The 21,233-nt window shown below is 64.2% G+C and carries 24 protein-coding genes and 1 CRISPR repeat array (1 of these 25 only partly in view); all 24 genes read right to left on the bottom strand.

Annotated features, from left to right (window positions below):
* Positions 1-11 precede the first annotated feature (11 nt).
* Positions 12-461: a transcriptional regulator AhrC/ArgR gene (ahrC, locus tag B8V81_RS19550; RefSeq protein ID WP_028599846.1), complete on the bottom strand. Its 450-nt coding sequence runs from the start codon at positions 459-461 to the stop codon at positions 12-14.
* A gap of 3 nt (positions 462-464) precedes the next feature.
* Positions 465-932, bottom strand: coding sequence for a hypothetical protein (locus B8V81_RS19545; protein ID WP_028599847.1), 468 nt, complete (start codon positions 930-932; stop codon positions 465-467).
* Between the two features lie 145 nt (positions 933-1,077).
* Entirely contained in the window at positions 1,078-1,953 is an 876-nt protein-coding gene (locus B8V81_RS19540) for a TlyA family RNA methyltransferase (RefSeq protein WP_052333434.1), read from the bottom strand.
* A gap of 8 nt (positions 1,954-1,961) precedes the next feature.
* On the bottom strand, positions 1,962-3,920 hold the full coding sequence (dxs, locus tag B8V81_RS19535) for a 1-deoxy-D-xylulose-5-phosphate synthase (RefSeq protein WP_373864115.1): 1,959 nt from the start codon (positions 3,918-3,920) through the stop codon (positions 1,962-1,964).
* A gap of 47 nt (positions 3,921-3,967) precedes the next feature.
* Positions 3,968-4,879 carry a polyprenyl synthetase family protein gene (locus B8V81_RS19530; protein WP_028599850.1) on the bottom strand — a complete coding sequence of 304 codons (912 nt, stop codon included), beginning with the start codon at positions 4,877-4,879 and terminating at the stop codon, positions 3,968-3,970.
* The gene (gene xseB, locus B8V81_RS19525) at positions 4,876-5,139 is read right to left on the bottom strand and encodes an exodeoxyribonuclease VII small subunit (protein WP_028599851.1); all 264 of its coding nucleotides are present in this window, start codon (positions 5,137-5,139) and stop codon (positions 4,876-4,878) included. Before xseB ends, B8V81_RS19530 begins: the two co-directional genes overlap by 4 nt.
* Positions 5,136-6,494 carry an exodeoxyribonuclease VII large subunit gene (gene xseA, locus B8V81_RS19520; RefSeq protein WP_028599852.1) on the bottom strand — a complete coding sequence of 453 codons (1,359 nt, stop codon included), beginning with the start codon at positions 6,492-6,494 and terminating at the stop codon, positions 5,136-5,138. Before xseA ends, xseB begins: the two co-directional genes overlap by 4 nt.
* 3 nt (positions 6,495-6,497) lie before the next feature.
* The gene (gene folD, locus B8V81_RS19515) at positions 6,498-7,352 is read right to left on the bottom strand and encodes a bifunctional methylenetetrahydrofolate dehydrogenase/methenyltetrahydrofolate cyclohydrolase FolD (RefSeq protein WP_028599853.1); all 855 of its coding nucleotides are present in this window, start codon (positions 7,350-7,352) and stop codon (positions 6,498-6,500) included.
* 32 nt (positions 7,353-7,384) lie between these two features.
* Positions 7,385-7,831, bottom strand: coding sequence for a transcription antitermination factor NusB (gene nusB / locus B8V81_RS19510; RefSeq protein ID WP_028599854.1), 447 nt, complete (start codon positions 7,829-7,831; stop codon positions 7,385-7,387).
* Positions 7,832-7,946: 115 nt separating this feature from the next.
* A complete protein-coding gene (locus B8V81_RS19505) occupies positions 7,947-8,177 on the bottom strand; it encodes a DUF2273 domain-containing protein (protein ID WP_028599855.1) in 231 nt (76 codons plus the stop codon).
* A gap of 13 nt (positions 8,178-8,190) precedes the next feature.
* The gene (amaP, locus tag B8V81_RS19500) at positions 8,191-8,751 is read right to left on the bottom strand and encodes an alkaline shock response membrane anchor protein AmaP (RefSeq protein ID WP_028599856.1); all 561 of its coding nucleotides are present in this window, start codon (positions 8,749-8,751) and stop codon (positions 8,191-8,193) included.
* A gap of 82 nt (positions 8,752-8,833) precedes the next feature.
* Complete coding sequence (locus B8V81_RS19495; protein ID WP_028599857.1) at positions 8,834-9,241, bottom strand: Asp23/Gls24 family envelope stress response protein; 408 nt, start codon at positions 9,239-9,241, stop codon at positions 8,834-8,836.
* A 108-nt stretch (positions 9,242-9,349) separates the two neighbouring features.
* Complete coding sequence (gene accC, locus B8V81_RS19490; RefSeq protein ID WP_028599858.1) at positions 9,350-10,726, bottom strand: acetyl-CoA carboxylase biotin carboxylase subunit; 1,377 nt, start codon at positions 10,724-10,726, stop codon at positions 9,350-9,352.
* A 29-nt stretch (positions 10,727-10,755) separates the two neighbouring features.
* Positions 10,756-11,244: an acetyl-CoA carboxylase biotin carboxyl carrier protein gene (accB, locus tag B8V81_RS19485; protein WP_028599859.1), complete on the bottom strand. Its 489-nt coding sequence runs from the start codon at positions 11,242-11,244 to the stop codon at positions 10,756-10,758.
* Positions 11,245-11,488: 244 nt separating this feature from the next.
* Positions 11,489-12,187: a SpoIIIAH-like family protein gene (locus tag B8V81_RS19480; protein WP_101809010.1), complete on the bottom strand. Its 699-nt coding sequence runs from the start codon at positions 12,185-12,187 to the stop codon at positions 11,489-11,491.
* Between the two features lie 67 nt (positions 12,188-12,254).
* Complete coding sequence (gene spoIIIAG, locus B8V81_RS19475) at positions 12,255-12,899, bottom strand: stage III sporulation protein AG (RefSeq protein ID WP_028599861.1); 645 nt, start codon at positions 12,897-12,899, stop codon at positions 12,255-12,257.
* A 16-nt stretch (positions 12,900-12,915) separates the two neighbouring features.
* Positions 12,916-13,644, bottom strand: coding sequence for a stage III sporulation protein AF (gene spoIIIAF, locus B8V81_RS19470; RefSeq protein ID WP_101809009.1), 729 nt, complete (start codon positions 13,642-13,644; stop codon positions 12,916-12,918).
* A 37-nt stretch (positions 13,645-13,681) separates the two neighbouring features.
* Complete coding sequence (gene spoIIIAE / locus B8V81_RS19465; RefSeq protein ID WP_052333436.1) at positions 13,682-14,893, bottom strand: stage III sporulation protein AE; 1,212 nt, start codon at positions 14,891-14,893, stop codon at positions 13,682-13,684.
* Positions 14,894-14,898: 5 nt separating this feature from the next.
* Positions 14,899-15,294: a stage III sporulation protein AD gene (gene spoIIIAD, locus B8V81_RS19460; RefSeq protein WP_028599863.1), complete on the bottom strand. Its 396-nt coding sequence runs from the start codon at positions 15,292-15,294 to the stop codon at positions 14,899-14,901.
* Between the two features lie 23 nt (positions 15,295-15,317).
* Positions 15,318-15,521: a stage III sporulation protein AC gene (gene spoIIIAC, locus B8V81_RS19455; protein ID WP_028599864.1), complete on the bottom strand. Its 204-nt coding sequence runs from the start codon at positions 15,519-15,521 to the stop codon at positions 15,318-15,320.
* A gap of 13 nt (positions 15,522-15,534) precedes the next feature.
* Complete coding sequence (gene spoIIIAB, locus B8V81_RS19450) at positions 15,535-16,053, bottom strand: stage III sporulation protein SpoIIIAB (protein ID WP_101809008.1); 519 nt, start codon at positions 16,051-16,053, stop codon at positions 15,535-15,537.
* Positions 16,046-17,110 (bottom strand): stage III sporulation protein AA, encoded by a 1,065-nt coding sequence (spoIIIAA, locus tag B8V81_RS19445; RefSeq protein WP_219623329.1) that lies wholly within the window; start codon positions 17,108-17,110, stop codon positions 16,046-16,048. The genes spoIIIAB and spoIIIAA overlap by 8 nt, the downstream gene beginning before the upstream one ends.
* A gap of 111 nt (positions 17,111-17,221) precedes the next feature.
* The gene (locus B8V81_RS19440) at positions 17,222-17,488 is read right to left on the bottom strand and encodes a YqhV family protein (protein ID WP_028599866.1); all 267 of its coding nucleotides are present in this window, start codon (positions 17,486-17,488) and stop codon (positions 17,222-17,224) included.
* 1,062 nt (positions 17,489-18,550) lie between these two features.
* The gene (locus tag B8V81_RS19430) at positions 18,551-19,804 is read right to left on the bottom strand and encodes an aspartate kinase (RefSeq protein ID WP_028599868.1); all 1,254 of its coding nucleotides are present in this window, start codon (positions 19,802-19,804) and stop codon (positions 18,551-18,553) included.
* Between the two features lie 75 nt (positions 19,805-19,879).
* A CRISPR array of direct repeats spans positions 19,880-21,233; the repeat unit is 32 nt (it continues 2,337 nt past the right edge of the window).

The raw sequence follows: 21,233 nt of genomic DNA, 5'->3' as shown, positions 1-21,233 counted from the left end.
TGGATATGAAATCAGTTCATCATGGCGAGCAGCTGCTCGACGATCTTGCTGCCGTGCTCCTTCTTGCGGCAAATCAGCAGCAAGGTGTCGTCCCCGCTGATCGTGCCCATGATCTCCGGCCATTCCATGCCGTCGACGAGCGAGGCGATCGCGTTGGCCGTGCCCGGCAGGCACTTCATGACGACGAGGTTTTCCGCCTGGTCGACATGCAGGAAGTTGTCGAGCATCGCGCGCTTGAGCTTGTTCACCGGGATGAAGCGCTGCTCCTGCGGCAAGGAATATTTGTAGCGGCCATCCTCGGACGGAATCTTGATCAGCTGCAGCTCCTTGATGTCGCGCGACACGGTCGCCTGGGTCACCTGCAGCCCGGCGGTGCGCAGAGCTTCCACAAGCTCGTCCTGCGTCTCGATGACATGCCGTCCGATGATCTCGCGGATCTTGACATGGCGTAGTCCTTTCATGCTTCAGGCCTCCTTCTTTTTCGGTACTTCGTTTACCTCGAATTTAACCGTCCTGATCCTATTCTCCTCGGTGTCGATCACCAGTATGCCCTCCAGCTCCGGAAGCAGGAGGTGGAAGACGAGGAGCCGGTCCCGCAAGCCGCTGCCTGTCCAGTCCAGCGGCTGACGCTCGCGCATGAGCTTGACGGCATACATGTCGCCGTCGCGGATCGCCACGTAATCCACATACAGGCGGCTCGCCAGCTCCTGCCCGTCCAGGTCGACGACGAGCGGAACGCGATGCTTGCCCGAGACGACCTCGTATCCGTGCGATTCGAGAAAAAGCACATGCGGGTCGTCCGGGGCCAATATCTCTCCGCGGCCGAGCACGAGCCGCTTCAGTCCCTTGGGCTCATGAAGCCAGTTGTAGAAGGCCCGGTAGGCCCAATACACGATCAACAGCGCCGAGATTACCATCACCAGCCGGTCCAAGCGATCCCTCCCGCTTCATGGTGAGGGTAACATTCGCTTTTCGACGGCGGATTTCCTTCCGGCGGAGCTGGAGAGAAGTCCGAACATTTGTTTGCTGAATTCAGAATAGCAGAACATGCGTTTGCTTGTAAAGAGGGGGACGGAATTATTTGCCGGAATGGAAATGAGCCGAAGCCTCGGTCACGATTCTCTCCAGCAGCTCTCCGTCCGGAACTGCCGCGCCGTCCTCGCGCACCCAATGCGCGAGGAACTCGATGTTGCCCTCGCCCCCGGTGATCGGCGAGAACGTGAGGCCATCAAGCTTGAATCCGGCCGCTGCGGCCTCGCCGCATACGGCCTGCAGCACCTCCAGATGGACGGCCGGATCGCGCACGATGCCGGCTTTTCCGACCTTTTCGCGCCCCGCCTCGAACTGCGGCTTGATGAGGCCGGCGACTTCGCCGCCTTGGGGCAGCAGCGGAGCGAGCGCCGGCAGGATCAGCTTGAGCGAGATGAAGCTGACGTCGATCGAGGCGCAGTCCGGCGCCGGGCCGGACAGATCCTCCGGACGGATGTACCGGAAATTCACCCGCTCCATCACCTTCACATGCGGATGCTGGCGCAGCGACCAGTCGAGCTGGTTGTAGCCGACGTCGATGGCGTACACATAAGCGGCTCCGTGCTGGAGGGCGCAGTCGGTGAAGCCTCCCGTCGAAGCCCCGATGTCGAGCATGACCCGTCCGTCCATCGCGATGCCGAACTCGCGGATCGCCTTCTCCAGCTTCAGCCCGCCTCGGCTGACGTACGGATGGAGGCTTCCCTTGACCTTGATCTCGGAGTCGCGCCTCACCTTCGTTCCGCTTTTGTCTACCGGCTCGTTGTCCACGAGCACGAGGCCGGCCATGAGCGCGGCCTTCGCCTTCTCGCGGCTGGGGTAATAGCCGAGCTCCACGAGCAATAGGTCGATTCGTTCTTTGGTCGTCACTTCCGGTTCGCTCCTTATAACCGTAGAATGGCCTGCAGCCGGATCGCCGCAGGCCATACAAGGGTTCATGAATGCTGGTTGGTGGCGCGCTTGCGCCTCGGCTGCACGGCCAGCACCTCGGCCGCCAGCCGCTGCGCGGTCAAGCCGCAGGCTTCGCGCTGCTCCTGGATGGAGGCATGCTCGACGAACTCGTCGGGAATGCCGATCAGGCTGACGCGGACCCCCGAGCGGCCCGTCAAGGCGAAATGCTCCTGGACGGCGCTTCCGAGCCCGCCCATGACCGCTCCTTCCTCCATGACGATGAGCGGCAAGCCTTCGTCGGCCAGCTCATCCAGCATCGCTCCGTCGAGCGGCTTGATGAAGCGGGCGTTGACGACACGCAGCGACAGTCCGTCGCGGCGAAGCAGCTCCGCCGCCTGCTCGGCGACCTCGACCATCGGGCCGACCGCCAGGACGGCCGCCGCGTCTCCCGGCCGGACGATTTCCCATGTCCCGATCGGGATCGGCGTCATCGCCGGATCGAGCTCGACGCCCCTGCCGCTGATGCGGGGATAGCGCACAGCGATCGGTCCGTCGTTGTAGTCGACGGCCGTCTGCATCATGTTGCGCAGCTCGTTCTCGTCCTTCGGCATCATCAGGACGATGTTCGGAATATGGCGCAGGTACGGAATGTCGAACACCCCGTGATGCGTCTCTCCGTCCGGTCCGACGAAGCCGGCCCGGTCGATGGCGAAGATGACGTTGGCGTTATGCCGGCAGATGTCGTGGACGACTTGGTCGTACGCCCGCTGCAGGAACGTCGAGTAGACGGCGTAGACCGGCTTCATGCCGTCCATCGCGAGCGCGGCGGACATCGTGGCGGCATGCTGCTCCGCGATGCCGACGTCGATCATGCGGCCGGGGAAGCGCGCGGCGAACTTCATCAGGCCGGAGCCGGCGGGCATCGCCGGCGTGACGGCGACGATGCGCTCGTCGCGCTCGGCCAGCTCGATCAGCGCGTCGCCGAAGACGTCCGTGTACATCGGCGGACCGACCGCCTTCAGCATCTGGCCCGATTCGATCTTGTATGGCGAGGCACCATGCCATTTGAACGAATCGGCCTCCGCCGGCTTGTAGCCTTTCCCCTTGACCGTGACGACATGCACGAGCACCGGCCCTTGCACGTTCGACGCCTGCTGCAGCGTCTCGAGCAGCCCTTCGAGGTCGTGTCCGTCGACCGGTCCGATGTAATGCAGGCCGAACTGCTCGAAAAGGATGCCGCTGACGAGCAGATACTTGAGGCTGTCCTTGAACCGCTCCGCCGTCTTGGCCAGCTTGCCCCCGATCGCCGGCACCTTCTGCAGCAGCGACTGAAGATCCTCCTTGGCCTTTTGGTAATGGCGGTCGGTGCGGATGCGGCCGAGATACTGATGCATCGCGCCGACGTTCGGCGCGATCGACATCTCGTTGTCGTTCAGGACGACGATCATGTCGCGCTTCTCGTGGCCGATATGGTTGAGCGCCTCCAGCGCCATGCCTCCGGTCAGGGCGCCGTCGCCGATGACCGCGACGACCTTGTTGGTCCCGCCTCTGAAGTCGCGCGCCATCGCCATGCCCATGGCGGCCGACAGCGACGTGCTGCTGTGGCCAGCCTCCCAGACGTCATGATCGCTTTCGCTCCGCTTGATGAAGCCGCATAGGCCGCCTTGCTGGCGCAGCGTATCGAAGCGGTCCTTGCGGCCGGTAAGGATCTTGTGCACGTAGGACTGGTGGCCGACGTCAAAGATGAATTTGTCCGTCGGGCTGTCGAACAGGAAGTGCAGCGCCAGCGTCAGCTCCACGACGCCGAGATTCGGCGCCAGATGTCCGCCCGTCACGGAGAGCTTTTGGACCAGGAACTCCCGGATCTCGCTTGCGAGCTGTTCCAGCTCCGGCACGGACAGGCCTTTCAGATCTTCGGGTCCGTTTAGTTTGTCGAGCAGCACGATAGGTTCCTCGCTTTCGTGAGCGGCGGGCGGATCGCCCGCCGTCCCGTCAATACACATTATTCACCATTATACCATACGAAGCGACATGAAACCTCATGCCCGCCTCAGCGGTCGCGATTCATCAGGTAGTCGGCCAGCTCCGCGAGGCGCTCCGGCTTGGGAAGCCTCGCCTCGAGCAGAGCCTGCTTCGCTTCGGCGGTGAACTGTCCGAGCAGCCTGCGGCTCTCGTCCATTCCGACGAGGTAAGGATACGTCACTTTCCCTGCGGCGGTGTCGCTGTTCGTCTTTTTGCCGAGCTTGCTCTCGTCGCCGATCAGGTCGAGGATGTCGTCCTGGATCTGGAACGCGAGGCCGAGCTTGCGGCCGAACTGCTCCAGCCGGGCCAGCTGCTCCGAGCTGGCTCCTCCGAGCCGAGCGCCGGCGGTGACGGAGAAGATGACCAGATCGCTCGTCTTGTGCTCATGGATATATTGGAGCTCGGGCAGCGTCGTCGCGCCTTGCTCGCCCTGCATGTCGGCCGCCTGGCCGCCGACCATGCCGGCCGGGCCGGACAGCCGCGACAGGTCCTCGACGATGTCGAGCACGACGGCCGTGTCCGCGCCGAAGCGGCGCGCCGAGGACGCCATGTGGAACGCATGCGTCAGCAGCCCGTCGCCGGCAAGGATCGCCATCGCTTCACCGAACACCTTATGGTTTGTCGGCTTGCCGCGGCGGTAATCGTCATTGTCCATCGCGGGCAGGTCGTCGTGGATGAGCGAGTACGTGTGGATCATCTCCACCGCGCAAGCGACGCGCAGCGCCGCCTCGCGATCCGCCTCCCCGCCTCGGGCCGCCTCGGCGGCGGCCAGCACGAGCACCGGACGGAGCCGCTTGCCTCCCGCCGACAAGGAGTAGTCCATCGACTCCCGCAGGCGCGGCGGCACGGCCCATGCTTCGGGCAGCGACCGCTTCAGCTCCGCCTCGATGAGGGCCGCATTCGTCGCCAAATAATCTGCCAGCATCGGCTGCGCGCTCATCGGGCTTCTCCCCGATCGTCCGGCAGCGCGTCGAAAGGCTCGGTCGCAAGGCCCGCGCCTCGTTCCAGCAGCGTCTCGATGCGGCGCTCGACCTGCTCCAGCTTGCCGCCGCACAGGCGGGAAAGCTCCATGCCCTCCTGGAACAGCTCGATCGCCGTCTCCAGCGGGACGTCCCCGCTCTCTAGACGACCGACGATGCCTTCCAGCTTTTCCATCGCCTGCTCGAAGCTCAGCGCCTGATCCTGCTTGCTATCGCTCATTCCTGCTCATCCTCCTTGATCGCCCACACATGGCATTCGGCACGTCCGTCCGGCAGCCGCACCTGGATCAGATCGCCTGGCTCCAGATCCTTTACGGAGCGGACCAGCTTATCGTTGCTATCTTCATATACGAGACTGTAGCCGCGCGCCATGACCTTGAGCGGACTGAGCGCGTCGAGCTGCCGCACCGAGGAGAGGATCCGCTGGCGAGCGTCCTTGACGGCGCCTCGCGCCGCTTTGGCGAGCCGCTCGTCCAGCTGCCTCAGGTCCCGCCCGGCAAAAGCGGCGCGGCTGGAAGGCGACTGGCTCTGCAACCTCCGCTCCAGCCGCTCCAGCCGCTGGCCCGAGCGCTCCGGCAGTCGCCGAGCCAGCTCCTCGAGCCGCTGCGTCAGCCGGTCCAGCCGCTGCGCCTGATCCAGCAGATAACGCCTCGGATGGACAAAATAAGGAGAGCGGCGCGCCCTCTGCAGCCGCTGCCTGCGGCTGTCCAGCGTCCGCTCCATCGCGGCATGCAGACGCTGCTCCAGCCGCCGGAGCGATTCGCCGATCTCCCCGATATGGGGAGCCGCGAGCTCGGCGGCGGCCGTCGGCGTCGCCGCCCTCCGGTCAGCCGCGAAGTCAGCGATCGTAAAATCGGTCTCGTGGCCGACAGCCGATATGACCGGAATCGCCGAAGCGGCGATCGCGCGCGCCACCGTCTCCTCGTTGAACGCCCACAGCTCCTCCAGCGAGCCGCCGCCGCGGCCGACGATGAGCACGTCCGCGCGGCCGTGCCGGTTCATCGCCTCGATGCCCTTGACGATCGACGGCGCGGCTCCGGCGCCTTGCACGACGGCGGGATAGACGAGGATCGCCGCGGCCGGATAGCGTCTCTGCAGCGTCGTGATGATGTCGCGCACCGCCGCTCCGGTCGGCGACGTGACGACGCCGACGACCGACGGATGACGGGGCAGCTCCCGCTTGCGCGACTCCGCGAACAGCCCTTCCTCCTCGAGCTTGGCCTTGAGCTGCTCGTAGGCGAGATACAGGCTGCCGAGTCCATCCGGCTGCATGGAGATGCAGTAGAACTGATAGTTTCCGTCCCGTTCGTAGACGGAGATGTTGCCGCGCGCGATGACCTTCGCGCCTTCGCGCGGACGGAACGGCAGCCGCTGGTTGTGGCTGGCGAACATGATGCATTTGAGGCGGCTGTCCTTGTCCTTGATCGTGAAGTACATATGGCCGCTGGAATGATGCGTGAAGTTCGAGATCTCGCCCCGGATCCAGACGTCCCCGAGCAGGCGGTCTCCCTCCAGCTTCATCTTGATGTATCGGGTCAGCTCCTTGACCGAATAGATCCTCGGCGTATCCGTCACGGGCTACACGCCCGCTTTCCGCTTCGCCGCCTTGAGCGTGTTCTGCATCAGCATCGCGATCGTCATCGGGCCGACGCCGCCCGGCACCGGCGTGATCGCGCCGGCGACGTCCAGGCAATCGTCGTAATCGACGTCGCCGGCGAGCTTGCCGGTCTCCAGCCGGTTGACGCCGACGTCGATGACGACCGCTCCCGGCTTGACATAGCGGCGGCCGATCGCTTTGGGCTTGCCGATGGCGACGACGAGGATGTCGGCCTGGGAAGCGATCGCCTCCATATTGTCGGTGCGGGAATGGCAGATGGTGACCGTCGCGTTCTCGCGCAGCAGCAGCATCGCGACCGGCTTGCCGACGATGTTGCTGCGGCCGATGACGACGGCATGCTTGCCGGCGGGATCGACGCCCGCGCGCCGGATCAGCTCGATGATGCCGGCAGGCGTGCAGGGCAGCAGGCTTTCGTCGCCGATGACGAGGTTGCCGGTGCTTTGCGGGCTGAAGCCGTCGACGTCCTTCTCGACGGCGATCGCGTCGATGACCGCCTTTTCATGGATATGCTTCGGCAGCGGCAGCTGCACGAGGATGCCGTGCACCGCTTCGTTCCGGTTCAGATCGGAGACGAGCGCCAGCAGCTGCTCCTCCGTCGTCTCCTCCGGCAGGCGGTGGACTTCGGAGTGGAAGCCCATCTCCTTGCATGTCTTCTCCTTGCTGCCGACGTAGACAGCCGATGCCGGGTCTCCGCCGACGAGCACGACCGCCAGGCCGGGCACGATGCCCCGCTCCTTCAGCCGCGCCGTCTCCAGACGGATCTCCTCCCGAATTTCCTGCGCGATGCGCTTGCCGTCGATCACCTTTGCGCTCATCCCGATCTCTCCCCTCGAATCTAGAGCTTGCGTCAGTTGGCCTTGAGCTTGTCCAGCTCGGCGATGAGGCGGCCGAGCACGCCGTTGACGAACTTGCCCGACTCGTCCGTGCCGAAGCGCTTGGACAGCTCGATCGCCTCGTTCACGACCGCCTTGGGCGGAACGTCGGTGCGGAACACGAGCTCGTAGCATGCCAGACGCAGCACCTGATGGTCCACCTTGGACAGGCGGTCCACCTGCCAGCCGGTCAAATACTGCTGCAGCATCTCGTCGATGGCCGATTTGCGCTCCAGCACGCCGTGCACGAGCTCCTTGGCGAACTCTCCCGTCTCGCCGGCATCCAGCTTCCCGGCTCCGGCCTCGTTCTCCTCCCGCGCCTCGGCGAGCAGCATCGCTACCGCCTCTTCCGCCGACACCTCGTTCATTTCCATTTGGTACAGGCTCTGTACCGCTATCTCACGCGCCAACCTTCGTTTCATAATGCCTCCTGAGCTTAGCTTGATTTAGTCGTAAAAAAAACCTATGATCTCCTCCCTGCTCCGAACAGCCGCGCGAGTCGCGCGGCAGGTCCGAAGTACGGAGGAGACCACAGAATCAGCGATACCGCCCGAAGCGTTGCTCGACCCAAGCGGCGATCCGCCGCCACGGGACGAGCGGCTCGCCGCCGGTATCCTTGCGCTGGCCAGCCGCATAGCCGACCCATAAGATCAGGCCGACGAAGAGCATGTCCCAAAAACCGGATACGAGGAAAACGATCGCCAGAAAAAGCGCCGCGCCGACGCCGACGATCCTGCCGCCGTATCCGTCCCACCAATCTCTCCACATCGCTGCAGGCCTCCTATTCTACGCGGCTCTTGAAGGACGGGGAAGAAATGACGTTGGCGACGAACACCGACACGGCCGCGACGGGAATGCCCGTAATCTCTTCCACGTGGTCCTTGACCGCCCGCTGGATCTCCTCCGTCAGCTGGGGAATCGACGTCTCGCCGTCCACGACCGCGCGTACGGCGATATCAAGTCCCGCCTCGGCGGTAGTGATGCGGGTCTTCAGATCCTTGACGCCGCGCTGGCGGCCGGCCGCCTTCAGCACGAGGCTCTCGACCGTATCCATCGAGATGCGGATATCGCCGAAATCGTTGCGCTGGTCGATCGAGGACGACGCGGCGCCCTTGACCCGGACGGCGACGTAGAACATCCGCAGGCTGAGCAGCAGCAGCAGGACGGCGCCGATCAGCATGGCCAGATGGACCGCGCTGCCGGAGTCGTACCATTCGGCTAAGAACGCGCTTGCATCCTCCCGGTGAATGCCGCCGGCGCTGGCGATGATGACGATGATGGCGATGATGCCGGCCGCAAGGCTGTACAAAAACAAGAGCAATCTGTCCACGATTCGGCTCAAGACGAGTTGACCTCCCATAAAGCGGAATAAACCCCCTTGCGCCGAGCGGCAGCCCAATCACAAGGGGGTGATGGTGTTTGGCTTATTTGACTCGGAGCGCCGCGTCTTCCTCTTCGATGCGCTCGCCGGCCTTGAAGTAGACGTCATGGATATGTACGTTCACTTCGACGACGATCAGCCCGGTCATCATCTCGATCGATTTCTTGACGTTGCGCTGGATTTCGGATGCGATCTCCGGAATCGGGTTGCCGTATTCGACGATGATGGACACGTCGACGGCCGCCTCGCGATGGCCGACCTCGACCTTCACGCCTTTGGAAAGGTTCTTGCGGCCGAGCAGCTCGGCGATGCCGCCGGCCAGCCCTCCGCTCATTCCGGCTACGCCGCCGACCTCGATCGTCGCCAGTCCCGCGATGACCTCGATGACTTCCGGCGCGATCTGGATCGTGCCGATATCCGTCTTTTCGTAGTCTGCTGCCATGATGCTCATCCTTAGGCGCACCTCCGTGTTGAGTAGGTGTCCCCCGATGCACGCCGGGGGCTCATCCGATTTCATATTCCTATACTATAACATTGGGCGAGTTTTATGACAAACGGATCAGCCCGACACGGATTCGTCGCCGTAAGGCTTGTTCACATCATGCTCCTCGAGGAACTTGATGTCGAAGCGGCCGCCCAGGAAAATCGGATGCTCCAGCAGCTTGAGATGGAACGGAATCGTCGTCTTGATGCCCTCGATCGCGAACTCGGACAAAGCGCGCTTCATGCGGTTCACCGCTTCGGCGCGGGTCGGAGCCCATACGATCAGCTTGGCGATCATCGAGTCATAGTGAGGCGAGATCGTATAGCCCGGATAAGCCGAGCTGTCGACGCGGACGCCGATGCCGCCAGGCGGCAGGTAGAAGCCGATCTTGCCGGGCGACGGCATGAAGTTGCGCTCGGAGTCCTCGGCATTGATGCGGCATTCGATCGACACGCCGTCGATCTGCAGCTCCTCCTGGCGGAAGGACAGCGGATTGCCCTCGCAGACCGAGATCATTTCCTTGATGAGGTCGATGCCGGTAATCATCTCCGTCACCGGATGCTCGACCTGGATCCGGGTATTCATCTCCATGAAGTAGAACTGGCCGTCGGGACCGAGCAGGAATTCCAGCGTGCCGGCGCCGCAATACTCGACGGCCAGCGCGGCGCGAACCGCCGCCTCGCCCATCCGCTCGCGCAGCTCGGGGCTGAGCACCGGACAAGGCGCCTCCTCGACCAGCTTCTGGCGGCGGCGCTGCACGGAGCAGTCCCGCTCGAACAGATGCACGGCGTTGCCGTGGCGGTCGGCCATGATCTGGATCTCGACATGCTTCATGCCCGTCAAGTATTTCTCCAGATAGACGCCGGCGTTGCCGAACGCCTTTTGGGCTTCCTGCTGCGCCGTCGTGATCTGCTGCACGAGCGCCTCCTCGTTCTCGGCGATGCGGATGCCCTTGCCTCCGCCTCCGGCCGTCGCCTTGATGATGACCGGATAGCCGATGCCTCGCGCGATGCGCACCGCTTCGTCCAGATCCTCGATGATGCCGTCGGAGCCGGGAATGACCGGCACGCGCGCGTCCTTCATCGTCTGCTTGGCCATCGCCTTGTCGCCCATGCGGCTGATCGCCGACGGGGACGGTCCGATGAAGGTGATGTTGCAGGATTCGCAGATCTCCGCGAAGTCGGCGTTTTCGGCGAGGAAGCCGTAGCCCGGATGGATGGCGTCGCATTCGGTGAGCGTCGCCACGCTCATGATGTTCGTCAGGTTCAGGTAGCTGTCCTTGGACAGCGTCGGCCCGATGCAGTAGGCCTCGTCGGCGAGGCGCACATGCAGCGAGTCCCGGTCCGCCTCGGAATAGACGGCGACGGTCGAGATGCCGAGCTCGCGGCACGCCCGGATGATCCGCACGGCGATTTCGCCGCGGTTGGCGATCAGGATTTTTTGGAATTTCAACGCGCTTGTCTCCTCCTCACGCACCATGCTTATTCGGGACGAACCGTGAACAGCGGCTGGCCGTATTCCACCAGCTGGCCGTTCTGCACGAGCACTTCCACGATCTCGCCGCGGACTTCGGCCTCGAGCTCGTTCATCAGCTTCATCGCCTCGAGAATGCAGACGACGCTCTTCTCCGTCACCTTGCTGCCCGGCGAGACGTACGGAGGGCTGTCCGGCGTGGAGGCGGCATAAAACGTGCCGACCATCGGCGATACGATCTGGTGCAGGTTCTCCTTCGGCGCGGCCGAAGCCGCAGGAGCGGCGGAAGCCGGCGCAGCGGCCGCGACGGAAGCCGCAGGCTCGGCTGCCGGAGCCGTATATGTAGAGATCGCCGGCGCACCTTGCACGAAGACGGTTTCGGCCTTGCCCGGCTTGCGGATCGCAAGCTTCGTTCCTTCGTTCTCGATCTCGAACTCGTGCACGGAAGTCTGGTCGATCAGCTTGATCAGCTCTTTGATTTCATTAAGTTTGAACAATGCGATTCACTCCTTCGACGATTGCAGCTTGAAAGGCGTACTCACTCATGCCCAAGCGCGGCCATGGCCAGGGGCCTTGCAGCGCATCCGGGGCCATGACGTAGTGTATTATAGCACATGGCCCCTCCGAGGACGAGTCATTCTGCCAAACTCGGGAACGAACCTCCTCTTCGGGACGCCGCCCGGCCTGCGAGCAGCCGAAAAGGGGCTTTCCGGATCGCCCGGAAAGCCCCTCGTTTGCCGCCTACGGCAGGTACTGCACGAGCACGTCGCCCGCGTTCACGTCGAGCGCCGCGCTGACCGTAGAGATGATCGCGGCCGCCTGGCTGCGCTCCAGCTTCTGGCTTTGGACGACGACCTTGACCGCATCGCCGTTCTCGTCGATGACGACGTTCTTGAACTCCTTCTCCAGCTGGCCGCGCAGCTCCGTCAGCTTGCTCTGGCGCTCCTCGAAGCCCTCCAGCTCCGTGACGGCCTTGGCGGACGTCTCGCTGTCGCTCTTGACGTCGGAAATCTTCTGCATGATCTTGTCGTATTCCGCGTTGACCCGCTCCTGCGAGCGGAGGCCGAGTTCCGTGAACTGGCTGGAGGAGCCGCTCGACTCATACTGCTGCAGCACCGCCTGATCCTCCGGCGACAGCCCGCCGTCCGCAGCGGTCTCCTTGTCTGCGCCCGCCGCGTCCTTGCCTGGCTCTGCCGACTCCGCCGACTCCGCCGTCTCCGCCGCTTCCGCGGCCGCTTCAGCGTCCAGCGCGCCGTCGCCCGTCACCTGCTGCACTTCGATGCCGTCCGTCTGCGACACCTCGGCCGCTCCCGCCTGCGTCTGGGCCGTATCGGCCAAGCCTTTCGTACCCGCATCCTCCGTGAACAGATAATAAGCGGACAGCACGACCATCAGGCTAAGCATCGACACCAGCCAGATCGTTTGACGTTTGGAATTCATCGTTCATATCCCTCCTTGGATTGGTTTACCGCTTTTCCCGCTCGCTTGCGCTTGCCGCCGCCCCGCTTCAGCCCGTCTTGCGAGGCACGATCGAGATCGCCGAGAGCGGCACGTCCATGCCGCGCTCGACCGCCTCAGCGATGATCCTCCTGACGGTGGCGTTCTCCGCCCCGTTCGCGACGACCAGCACCCCCCGGACCTTCGGCTTGACGATCTTGGTAACGACCGGCTTCTGCTCGCCGGACACCTCGTACATGACGATCTTGCCGCTGCTCGTCATCTGCGTCACATGACGCTTTCCGCCTGACTTGTCGGTCTCGTCCGTCACCTGCTGCGACGTATTGTCGTCCTTGCCCCAGACGTTCTCCTCGGTGGAGTCGACCGTGACCAGCACGTCGACCTCGCCGACGCCGACGATCTTCTCCAAAATATCCTTGAGCCGCGCTTCCAGCGGCGCCTCGATGCCGCCGAAGTCCGTGCCCGGCGACTGCACGCGGCCGCCGAGCGCCGCCTGATCCTCCGCTGCCGGCGGCGGGGCCGCGTCGCCGCTCGGCAGCGTGCCGACATCCCGGAAGTTCAGGACGTTGCCGGCCAGAATGAGCAGCACGCCGATCCCCCCGAGCACGAGCAGCCAGCGCAGCGACTTGATGCGGCTCGGCCCTTCGGCTCCTCCGGCAGCCGCCTGCCGCAGCTTTTCCCACCAATTGGCCAAAAGGCCTCCCCTCCCTTCAGCTGCCGTCCGCCGGCTCCAGCTCTACGCTCACCTGCGCCGCTCCGATCGGCCAGGACCCGCTCACGATCTGGCGGATCCGGCTCTCCAGCCGCGCGTCCGCCTTTCTATGCGAGGCCTCCCCCATGCCGGCCATCGCCTCCTGCGCCTCCGGCTCCGACAAGCGCACCTCGACCGGCTCGACCGGCTTCACCGGCTCGATCGAAGCTTCTCCGGCGGAGGCATCGTCTGCCGCGGCCGCTTCTGCCGGCAGGACCTCGCCTCTCGGCGCAGCCGCCAGCCGCACGTTCACGCTGCGGATCTCCCCGCCGCCTTGCCCGTCCCAGGAGACTGCGGCCGCGACTTCCTTGACCGCCGCCCCCGTCTCCCGCTCGACCGCTTCCCGAATGCCCATCTCAAGCTGGGTCCGGGCCAAAGCGACCGCCTGCTCGCCGGAGCGGCCGGCTGCGATCTCGGCTTGCCGCAGAATCTCGTCCAGCGAAGGCATCTTCACCTGGGAGCGCTCCAGCTCGCGGTTCCATTCGCGGTAGCCGGTCTCGAGCCGGGTCTGGAAATCGCCCTGCACGAGGCGCAGCAGCGGCGTCAGGATGACGAGCAGCACAATCAGGCCGGTGACGAGCCGCGCATAGCGCTGCATCCGCTGGTTCGGCAGCAGCAGGTCGACGAGGGCAGCCAGCAGGACGACTGCGACGACGTCTTTCAGCCAGGAGCTCAGCCAGTCCAGCATGCCGCTCCTCCTCCTCTCCTCTCGCCGCGGTTCCGCCTCATCGCATCATGATCGCGGCGTTGCCGGCGGTGAGCAGGATCGTGACCGCGAGGAAGAACATCAGGCTCACCGCCGCCAGCGCGCCGAACACATAGAGCATCGTCTTGCCGATCGTGCTCAGGCAGGTCGTGATCGGGCTCGCTCCGAGCGGCTGGAGCACCGCTCCGCAGGCGTTGTAGATGACGGCGAGCACGAGGATCTTGATCGCCGGGAAGGCGCTGATGAACAGCAGGATGATGACGCCTGCGAGCCCGACCGCGTTTTTCGCCAGCATCGACGCCGAGATGACCGTGTCGGCCGCGTCGGAGAACGTCTTGCCGACGACCGGGACGAAGCTGCCGCTGATGAACTTCGCCGTCCGCAGCGTCACTCCGTCGGTCATCGAGCCGGTCGCCCCCTGGATCGAGACGACGCCGAGAAAGACGGTCAGCATGACCCCAAGCAGCCCCGCTCCGATCGTGCGCAGCATGTTCGCCAGCTGCGTCACCTTGAAGCGGTCCGACATCGCGCTGGCGATGTGGAGGACGGCCGAGAAGAACAGGAGCGGAAAGACGACCGTGTAGATGAGCGTGCCGACCAGATGGACCATGAAGATGATGACCGGATGCAGCAGCGTCACGGTGGCGATGCCTCCGGAGCTGGCGATCAGCGTCATGAGCAGCGGCACCATCGCCATCATGAACTGGATCATCGTCTCGATCGCGTCCTTGGCGTAGCCGATGGCGACGTGGAAGCTGTTCACCGCCAGCACGATCAGCACCATGTAGGCGACCGCGTAGGCGACCTGGCTGACCGTCTGCCGCTCGAACGCCGACTGCAGCGTCTGCAGGATCGAGCTGAACACCGCGAGCAGCACGATCGAGACGAGCAGCTTGCCGTTGTAGAGCACCTCATGCGTCAGCATCGCGAGCAGGCCCTTGAGCACGTCCGACGCCTTCAGCCCTTGCCCGCCCGGCGCGACCATCTCGAGGAAGCTCGGCATCGTGCCTTCCGGAAAATAGCCTCCGTACTGCCGGACGAGATCGTCCCAGTACGACTCGACCGCATCGGTGCCGTAGCTCTGCGCCTGCTCGCGCGCCAGCTCCTCCGTGATTCCGGCCGCCGTTCGGCTGCCGTCTCCGCCGTCCGGCGGCTGCGCCGAAGCGGCGGGCGCGAGGCCGAGCCCCCATGCGGCGAGCAGCAGCCACAGCAGCGCCAGCTTGAACCGCATCCTTCTCACCCCCCGGCCGGCAGCAGGCCGACGACCGTCTCGACGATGACGTTGATGATCGGCACCGCGAGCACGAGAATCAGCACCTTGCCGGCGAACTCGACCTTGGACGCCACGCCTTCCGCTCCGGCATCCCGGATGATCTGGGCGGCGAACTCCGCGATATAGGCGATGCCGATCATCTTCAGGATCGTCTTGAGGTAGACCGAAGGGATGCCCGAGCGCTCCGCCAGCTGCTGCATCGTGCCGATGACCGCCTCGATGCGGCCGATCATGAGCAGGAAGATGAAGATGCCGGCGAACATCGCGAGCAGGAACGCGAAGAGCGGCTTCTGCTCCTTGAGGACGAGCACCAGGATCGCGGCGAGCAGCCCGATGCCTGCAATCTGTACCATTTCCATAAGCGTCTCCCGTCCCGCCGCCGCTACTGGAACAGGAAGATCGTCTTGATCTCCTGGAACAGGTCGTTCAGCATGCGCACGACCATGAAGAGCACGACGACGAATCCGATCAGCGTTACCCAGTGCGCCATGTCTTCCTTGCCCATCTGCTTCAGCACCGTGTGGATCATGGCTACGATGATGCCGATGCCGGCGATCTGGAAGATGGCGCTTATATCCATTGTCATGTCATCGGCACCCCTAAACGATCAGTATGACGACCAGCGCGGCAAGGAGGATGCCGAGCGCGCGGGACAGCTTCTCGTACCGCGCCTGGTCGTCCCGGGCGCCGCTTTCCTCGGCGAGCAGCTGCTGCTGCGCCAGCTTCAGATGCTTGAGCTGGTCCTCCCGATCGCTCATGCCGAGGATCGAGCCGAGCCGGCGGAGCGAGGCGAGCTCGGGCGCCTTCAGCGCCGTTCTCGGCCCGTAGGCTTGGATCGAGGCTTCCCAGCCGGCTTGGAAATCGGCGCTGCGTCCGCTCTCGATGTCGTCGGCCGGAGACAGCAGCATCGAGGCGAGCGGCTCGCTCGTCTGCGCCGCGACTCGGCGCAGCGCCTCGGGCAGCGGCGTGTAGCCGTAGCCGATCTCCGTCTCGAGCCGCTGCAGCCCGTGCGCCAGCTCGCGCAGCTGCTTCGGACGGCGGGCGAAGCGCGCCGCCTGCAAAAACCCGATGAGCGTGCCGGCGATCAGCACCAGCACCGCGCCCGCCGCCTTAATCACCGCTCCGCCCTCCTTTGCCCGTCGCTGTCGGCTCCCGGGCCGTCGGCGCTCCCCGCAGCAGCGGTCCGGCAAGCACGGCCGCTGCGCCAGGATCCGAGGCCGTTCCCGCTGCCGGCAAGCGATGCGTCCGCATGCGGAACCCGGTCCGATCCCGGCTCAGCGCGACGACGCGGGCGAACGCTCCTTCGTCCAGCAGCTCGCGCAGGATCGGCCGGCCTCTCGCCTCTTCCAGACTCGAGGCGTGGGCGGTGGCGAGCACCGCTACGCCGGCATGCGCCGCTTCCCGCAGCGCCGCCGCGTCTTCCGGACGGCCGATCTCGTCCGCTGCGATAATCTCCGGCGACATCGAGCGGAGCATCATCATCATGCCTTGAGCTTTCGGGCAGGCGTCCATCACGTCGGTGCGCGGACCGACGTCGAAGGAAGGAATGCCCCGCACCGAGGCCGCGATCTCGGAGCGCTCGTCCACGACGGCAACCCTTCTCCCCGGCCAGCCTGCCAGGCTCGCGCCCGGCCAGCTGCCGGCGCTCGCCATCCGCACGAGATCGCGCAGCAGCGTCGTCTTGCCCGTGCGCGGCGGCCCGATCAGCAGCGTCGAGTGCAGCGAGCGGCGCGCGGCGTCGACGAGGCTTTCCGCCAGCGGCTCGGCCGATCCGACCGTCTCGCGGGCGATCCGCAGGTTGAACGCGCCGATGTCGCGGATCGCCTTCACTTCTCCGCCCTCCAGCACCGTCCGGCCGGCCAGCCCGACCCGATGGCCGCCGGCGACCGTGATGTAGCCCTTGCGAAGCTCCTCCTCCATCGCATAGAGAGAGTGGTTGGTCAGCTGGCCGAGCAGCTTGCGGCAGCAGGCCGCGTCGGGCCGGAACGCCTCCAGCGGAACGTCCGTCCAGCCGCCGCCGCGTCCAAGAAAGCCGGAGCGGCCGCCGGCGACAAGCTCGAGCGGCCTGTCCTCGCGGATCCGCACTTCTTCCAGCTGGTCCAGCACCGCCTCGGGCAGCGTTCCGATGCGCTCCTTCAGCTCCGGCGGCAGCAGATGTCCGATGGCTGTCAGCATATCCTTTCACCTCCCCTGGATTCGTCCGGGTCCAAGCCAGGCTTGGCTCTTTCCGCATGATTAAATGTATGCCCGCCTGTCCGCAATATGCCTTCGAATCTAGCGGCGGCTCTATTTTTTGAGCACGCCGATCAGTAGGCAGGCGACGCCTGTCCCGATCCACAGCATCCGCGACGGCGACAGCTTGTCGGACAGGCCGATGAGGCCGATTGCCGTCGTCGTCAGCAGCACGATCGGACCGACGAGCGCCAGCGCGGAGTTGACCGCGAGCGCCTTGTCCACCTGGTTGAGGCGCAGCATGAGCAGCGCCGCCATGATCTCGATCGAGCCCGAGACGAGGCGCAAGGAGGCCATCGCGGCGACAGCTTTGTTCAACATGAGTCCGTTCCCCCTTTCGACCCGCTATATTGATGTAACGGCTTGGTCCAGTCTATGAGCCGGATGGCGGAATTATGGCCCGTCCCGCATCAAGCGAAGGAGCTTGATGGCGGCGAGGGCGAGCTTGAAAGAGCGTGCAAGGCTGGTCAGCGCACCGAGGCGGGGCAAGCGGGACAGCGCGCAGACTCGAGGCAACCGGGACAGGCGGGACAGCGCGCAGACTCGAGGCAAGCGGGACAGGCGCGGTTGACGGGGCATTGAGGCAGGAGAGCTGTTTCGAGGCGGCTGAGGATGACGCATGCGCGTTGATATAGTTCGGACGTATGGCGGGGCTCTAACGATGGGGCTGTATGGCATCGCGGCTTGACATGTTGGTAGGCCGCGGGCGTACGGTGTTCCTTTTCAAGGGGGACGGCGATGCAACGACGATTCAGCTCGTTAGAAGGCATATTTCGGCTGCCAGGAAAATCTTGCGATTCGTGAGGAGCTTAGATCCAGATCAGCAGCGGTCAGACGCCATATATATGGTCAACTCGCTCTTCTAAGCAGCTGATTCGTCATTGCTTATCAGGAGGATGGCGAAAACAAGCCTCTAAACGCATGGGACGTCGTTACGGTCGAAGAGGTATACGAGAAAAGCGTTCACCCACGCTCCCCTGCGGGGAGCGACGTCAAAGGAGGCGACGAGCGTCAGTGGAAACCGAGTTTCAATCCAAGACCCTACCGTCCGCCGATCGCTCCTGAACATGAGGGTATATGCAGGTAGAGAAACGTTCACCTGACCGGATGCGTCCGTTGCGAGCCGCTCGATTTCCCCTATTTCGCAAAAAAAGTCCAGCCTCTGGGGAGAGGCTGGACTTTTCCAATAATCAATCCTTGAACAATAGCAGCGGCAATCAAGCAGCATGTCGGCCAAGACGCTCCGCCGCCCTGGCGGCGGGCCTACTGCCCGCTTACCAAGACGCTCCGCCGCTCTAGCGGCGGGCCTACTGCACGCTTACCAAGACGCTCCGCCGCTCTAGCGGCGGACCTGCGGCCCGCTTACCAAGATGCTCCGCCGCTCTAGCGGCGTTCCGAAGGTCCGCCGACGAACACCTGCTCCGCCGTGTCGAGGCCATACGTCGTGTGCAGGGCGCGCACGACGTCCTGCAGCGGCTCGGCCGCGATGACGCAGGAGGTCTTGATTTCCGACGTGCTGACCATCTTGATGCTGACGCCGAGATCCGAGATGGCGCGGAACATGCGGGCCGCGACGCCCGGGTTGCTGACCATGCCCGCTCCGACGATCGACACCTTGACGAGGCCCGTCTCGGAGGTCGTCTCGCGGTAAGGAACTTCCGAGCGGATGCCGGCGATGATCGACACCGCCTGCTCGGCGTCGCCGCCGGCTACGGTGAAGCTGAAGTCGGCCTTGCCGTCCTGCACGCCGCTCTGCACGATCATGTCGACGTCGATGCCGCCGTCCGCCAGCGCGCCGAATACGCCGGCGAGCACGCCCGGCACGTCCTCGACGCCCAGAATGCTGATGCGGGCGACATCCTTGTCGAATGCGATTCCGCGTACTACGATTCCTTGTTCCATGACCGCTTCCTCCTTGACCGTCGTTCCTTCGTTGTGCGTGAAGCTGGAGCGAACGACCAGCTTGACGTTGTTGTGCTTGGCGTACTCCACCGCGCGCGGATGAAGCACGGCTGCGCCTAGATGCGCCAGCTCCAGCATCTCGTCGTACGAGATCTCCGGCAGCTTGCGCGCGTTCTTGACGACGCGCGGATCGGTTGAGTAGATGCCGTCCACGTCGGTGAAGATCTCGCACACATCCGCCTCGATCGCCGCCGCGAGCGCGACCGCCGTCGTGTCGGATCCGCCTCGTCCAAGCGTCGTGATCTCGCCTTGCTCCGTCATCCCTTGGAAGCCCGCGACGATCACAATACCGCCTTCCTCCAGCGCCGCGTGGATGCGGTCGGGCTGGATGTCCGTGATGCGCGCCTTGCCGTGCAGCGGCTCCGTGCGGATGCCTGCCTGCCAGCCCGTCATCGATACGGCCTTGCGGCCCATCGCATGTATCGTCATCGACAGCAGAGCGACCGAAATCTGCTCTCCCGTCGTCAGCAGCATGTCCATCTCCCGTGCCGGCGGATTCGGATTCAGCCGTTTGGACTGGTCGATCAGATCGTCCGTCGTATCTCCCATCGCCGATACGACCACGACGACCTTATGGCCCGCATCCCTGTTCTCCACGATCCGTTGTGCTACTCGCTGCATGCGTTCCGTCGTGCCGACCGAACTGCCGCCGAACTTCATTACGATCAACGACACCGCTGTCTCACTCCCCACCTATAGCTGTTGCAATCAAGTATCGATTATAGCACACTCCCGCATTACAGAGTAGATGTTTCAAATCATGCTCCACTGCGGGGAGCGACGTGCGCAACGTAGTGATGGGCAGCGGCGCGCAGCTGTTTCAATCCACGCTCCCCCACGGGGAGCGAGCAGCGCCTACAACACGTTTAAAAACCCCGCAAACAAGTTTCAATCCACGCTCCCCTGCGGGGAGCGACATTTCAAGTACCACGCTCCGAAAGAGGGGCAGCCGGAGTTTCAATCCACGCTCCCCTGCGGGGAGCGACCTGAATTGCCTCATGCGTCGCCTTGCCCTTCATGTTTCAATCCACGCTCCCCTGCGGGGAGCGACTGTCGCTCAGCATGCCGGCGTCCGGGCCGGCAAGTTTCAATCCACGCTCCCCTGCGGGGAGCGACTTGTTACGTATCAGGGAGATCCCGCCTGCGATAAGTTTCAATCCACGCTCCCCTGCGGGGAGCGACGCTGCGAAAGTATCCGAGCTGGCTCGACGGCAGGCTGTTTCAATCCACGCTCCCCTGCGGGGAGCGACAGCACTACGGCGGCAATTACTCCGGCGCGGGCGTGGTTTCAATCCACGCTCCCCTGCGGGGAGCGACCATTCACGATTGCCTTCCCGGCCGCGATGGGAGCGTTTCAATCCACGCTCCCCTGCGGGGAGCGACATCGGCTTTCCTTTGTGCTCGCTTAGCGCGGATCGTTTCAATCCACGCTCCCCTGCGGGGAGCGACAGGCTTTTTGTAAAGTTTCGTCGGGTTTTTTTGTGTTTCAATCCACGCTTCCCTGCGAGGAGCGACGGCTACTGGACGGACTCGGGCGCAGCGGACCCGGTTTCAATCCACGCTCCCCTGCGGGGAGCGACGCAATTGGCAGCGCGAATTGATCCGATCACTGGCGTTTCAATCCACGCTCCCCTGCGGGGAGCGACCGCCGAACGGTGTCTTGAAAATCTGCGTGTAGTTGTTTCAATCCACGCTCCCCTGCGGGGAGCGACGAGATCGACCGGGCGGTTGAGATGTCGATTGAGGTTTCAATCCACGCTCCCCTGCGGGGAGCGACCCGTTCCGCACGACGATGTATAGCGCGATCAGCGCGTTTCAATCCACGCTCCCCTGCGGGGAGCGACATGCCGCTTGCGAAACGCCCAAAGGCGTCTCCAAGGTTTCAATCCACGCTCCCCTGCGGGGAGCGACCATGCTTTTTTTGGTTAAATGGAGGAACGTAAAATGTTTCAATCCACGCTCCCCTGCGGGGAGCGACCGATTCGATCTGGCTGAATGCGCTTCTCGTGTAACCGTTTCAATCCACGCTCCCCTGCGGGGAGCGACGGTTGTCTACTTCCCATGGGTGGAGGGGTTCAACGTTTCAATCCACGCTCCCCTGCGG

Source organism: Paenibacillus pasadenensis (assembly GCF_002864175.1).
In the GTDB taxonomy this organism is placed as follows: domain Bacteria; phylum Bacillota; class Bacilli; order Paenibacillales; family Paenibacillaceae; genus Paenibacillus_O; species Paenibacillus_O pasadenensis.
Note: the sequence above shows the minus strand (reverse complement) of the source record. Positions and strands in the feature narration are given on the sequence as shown.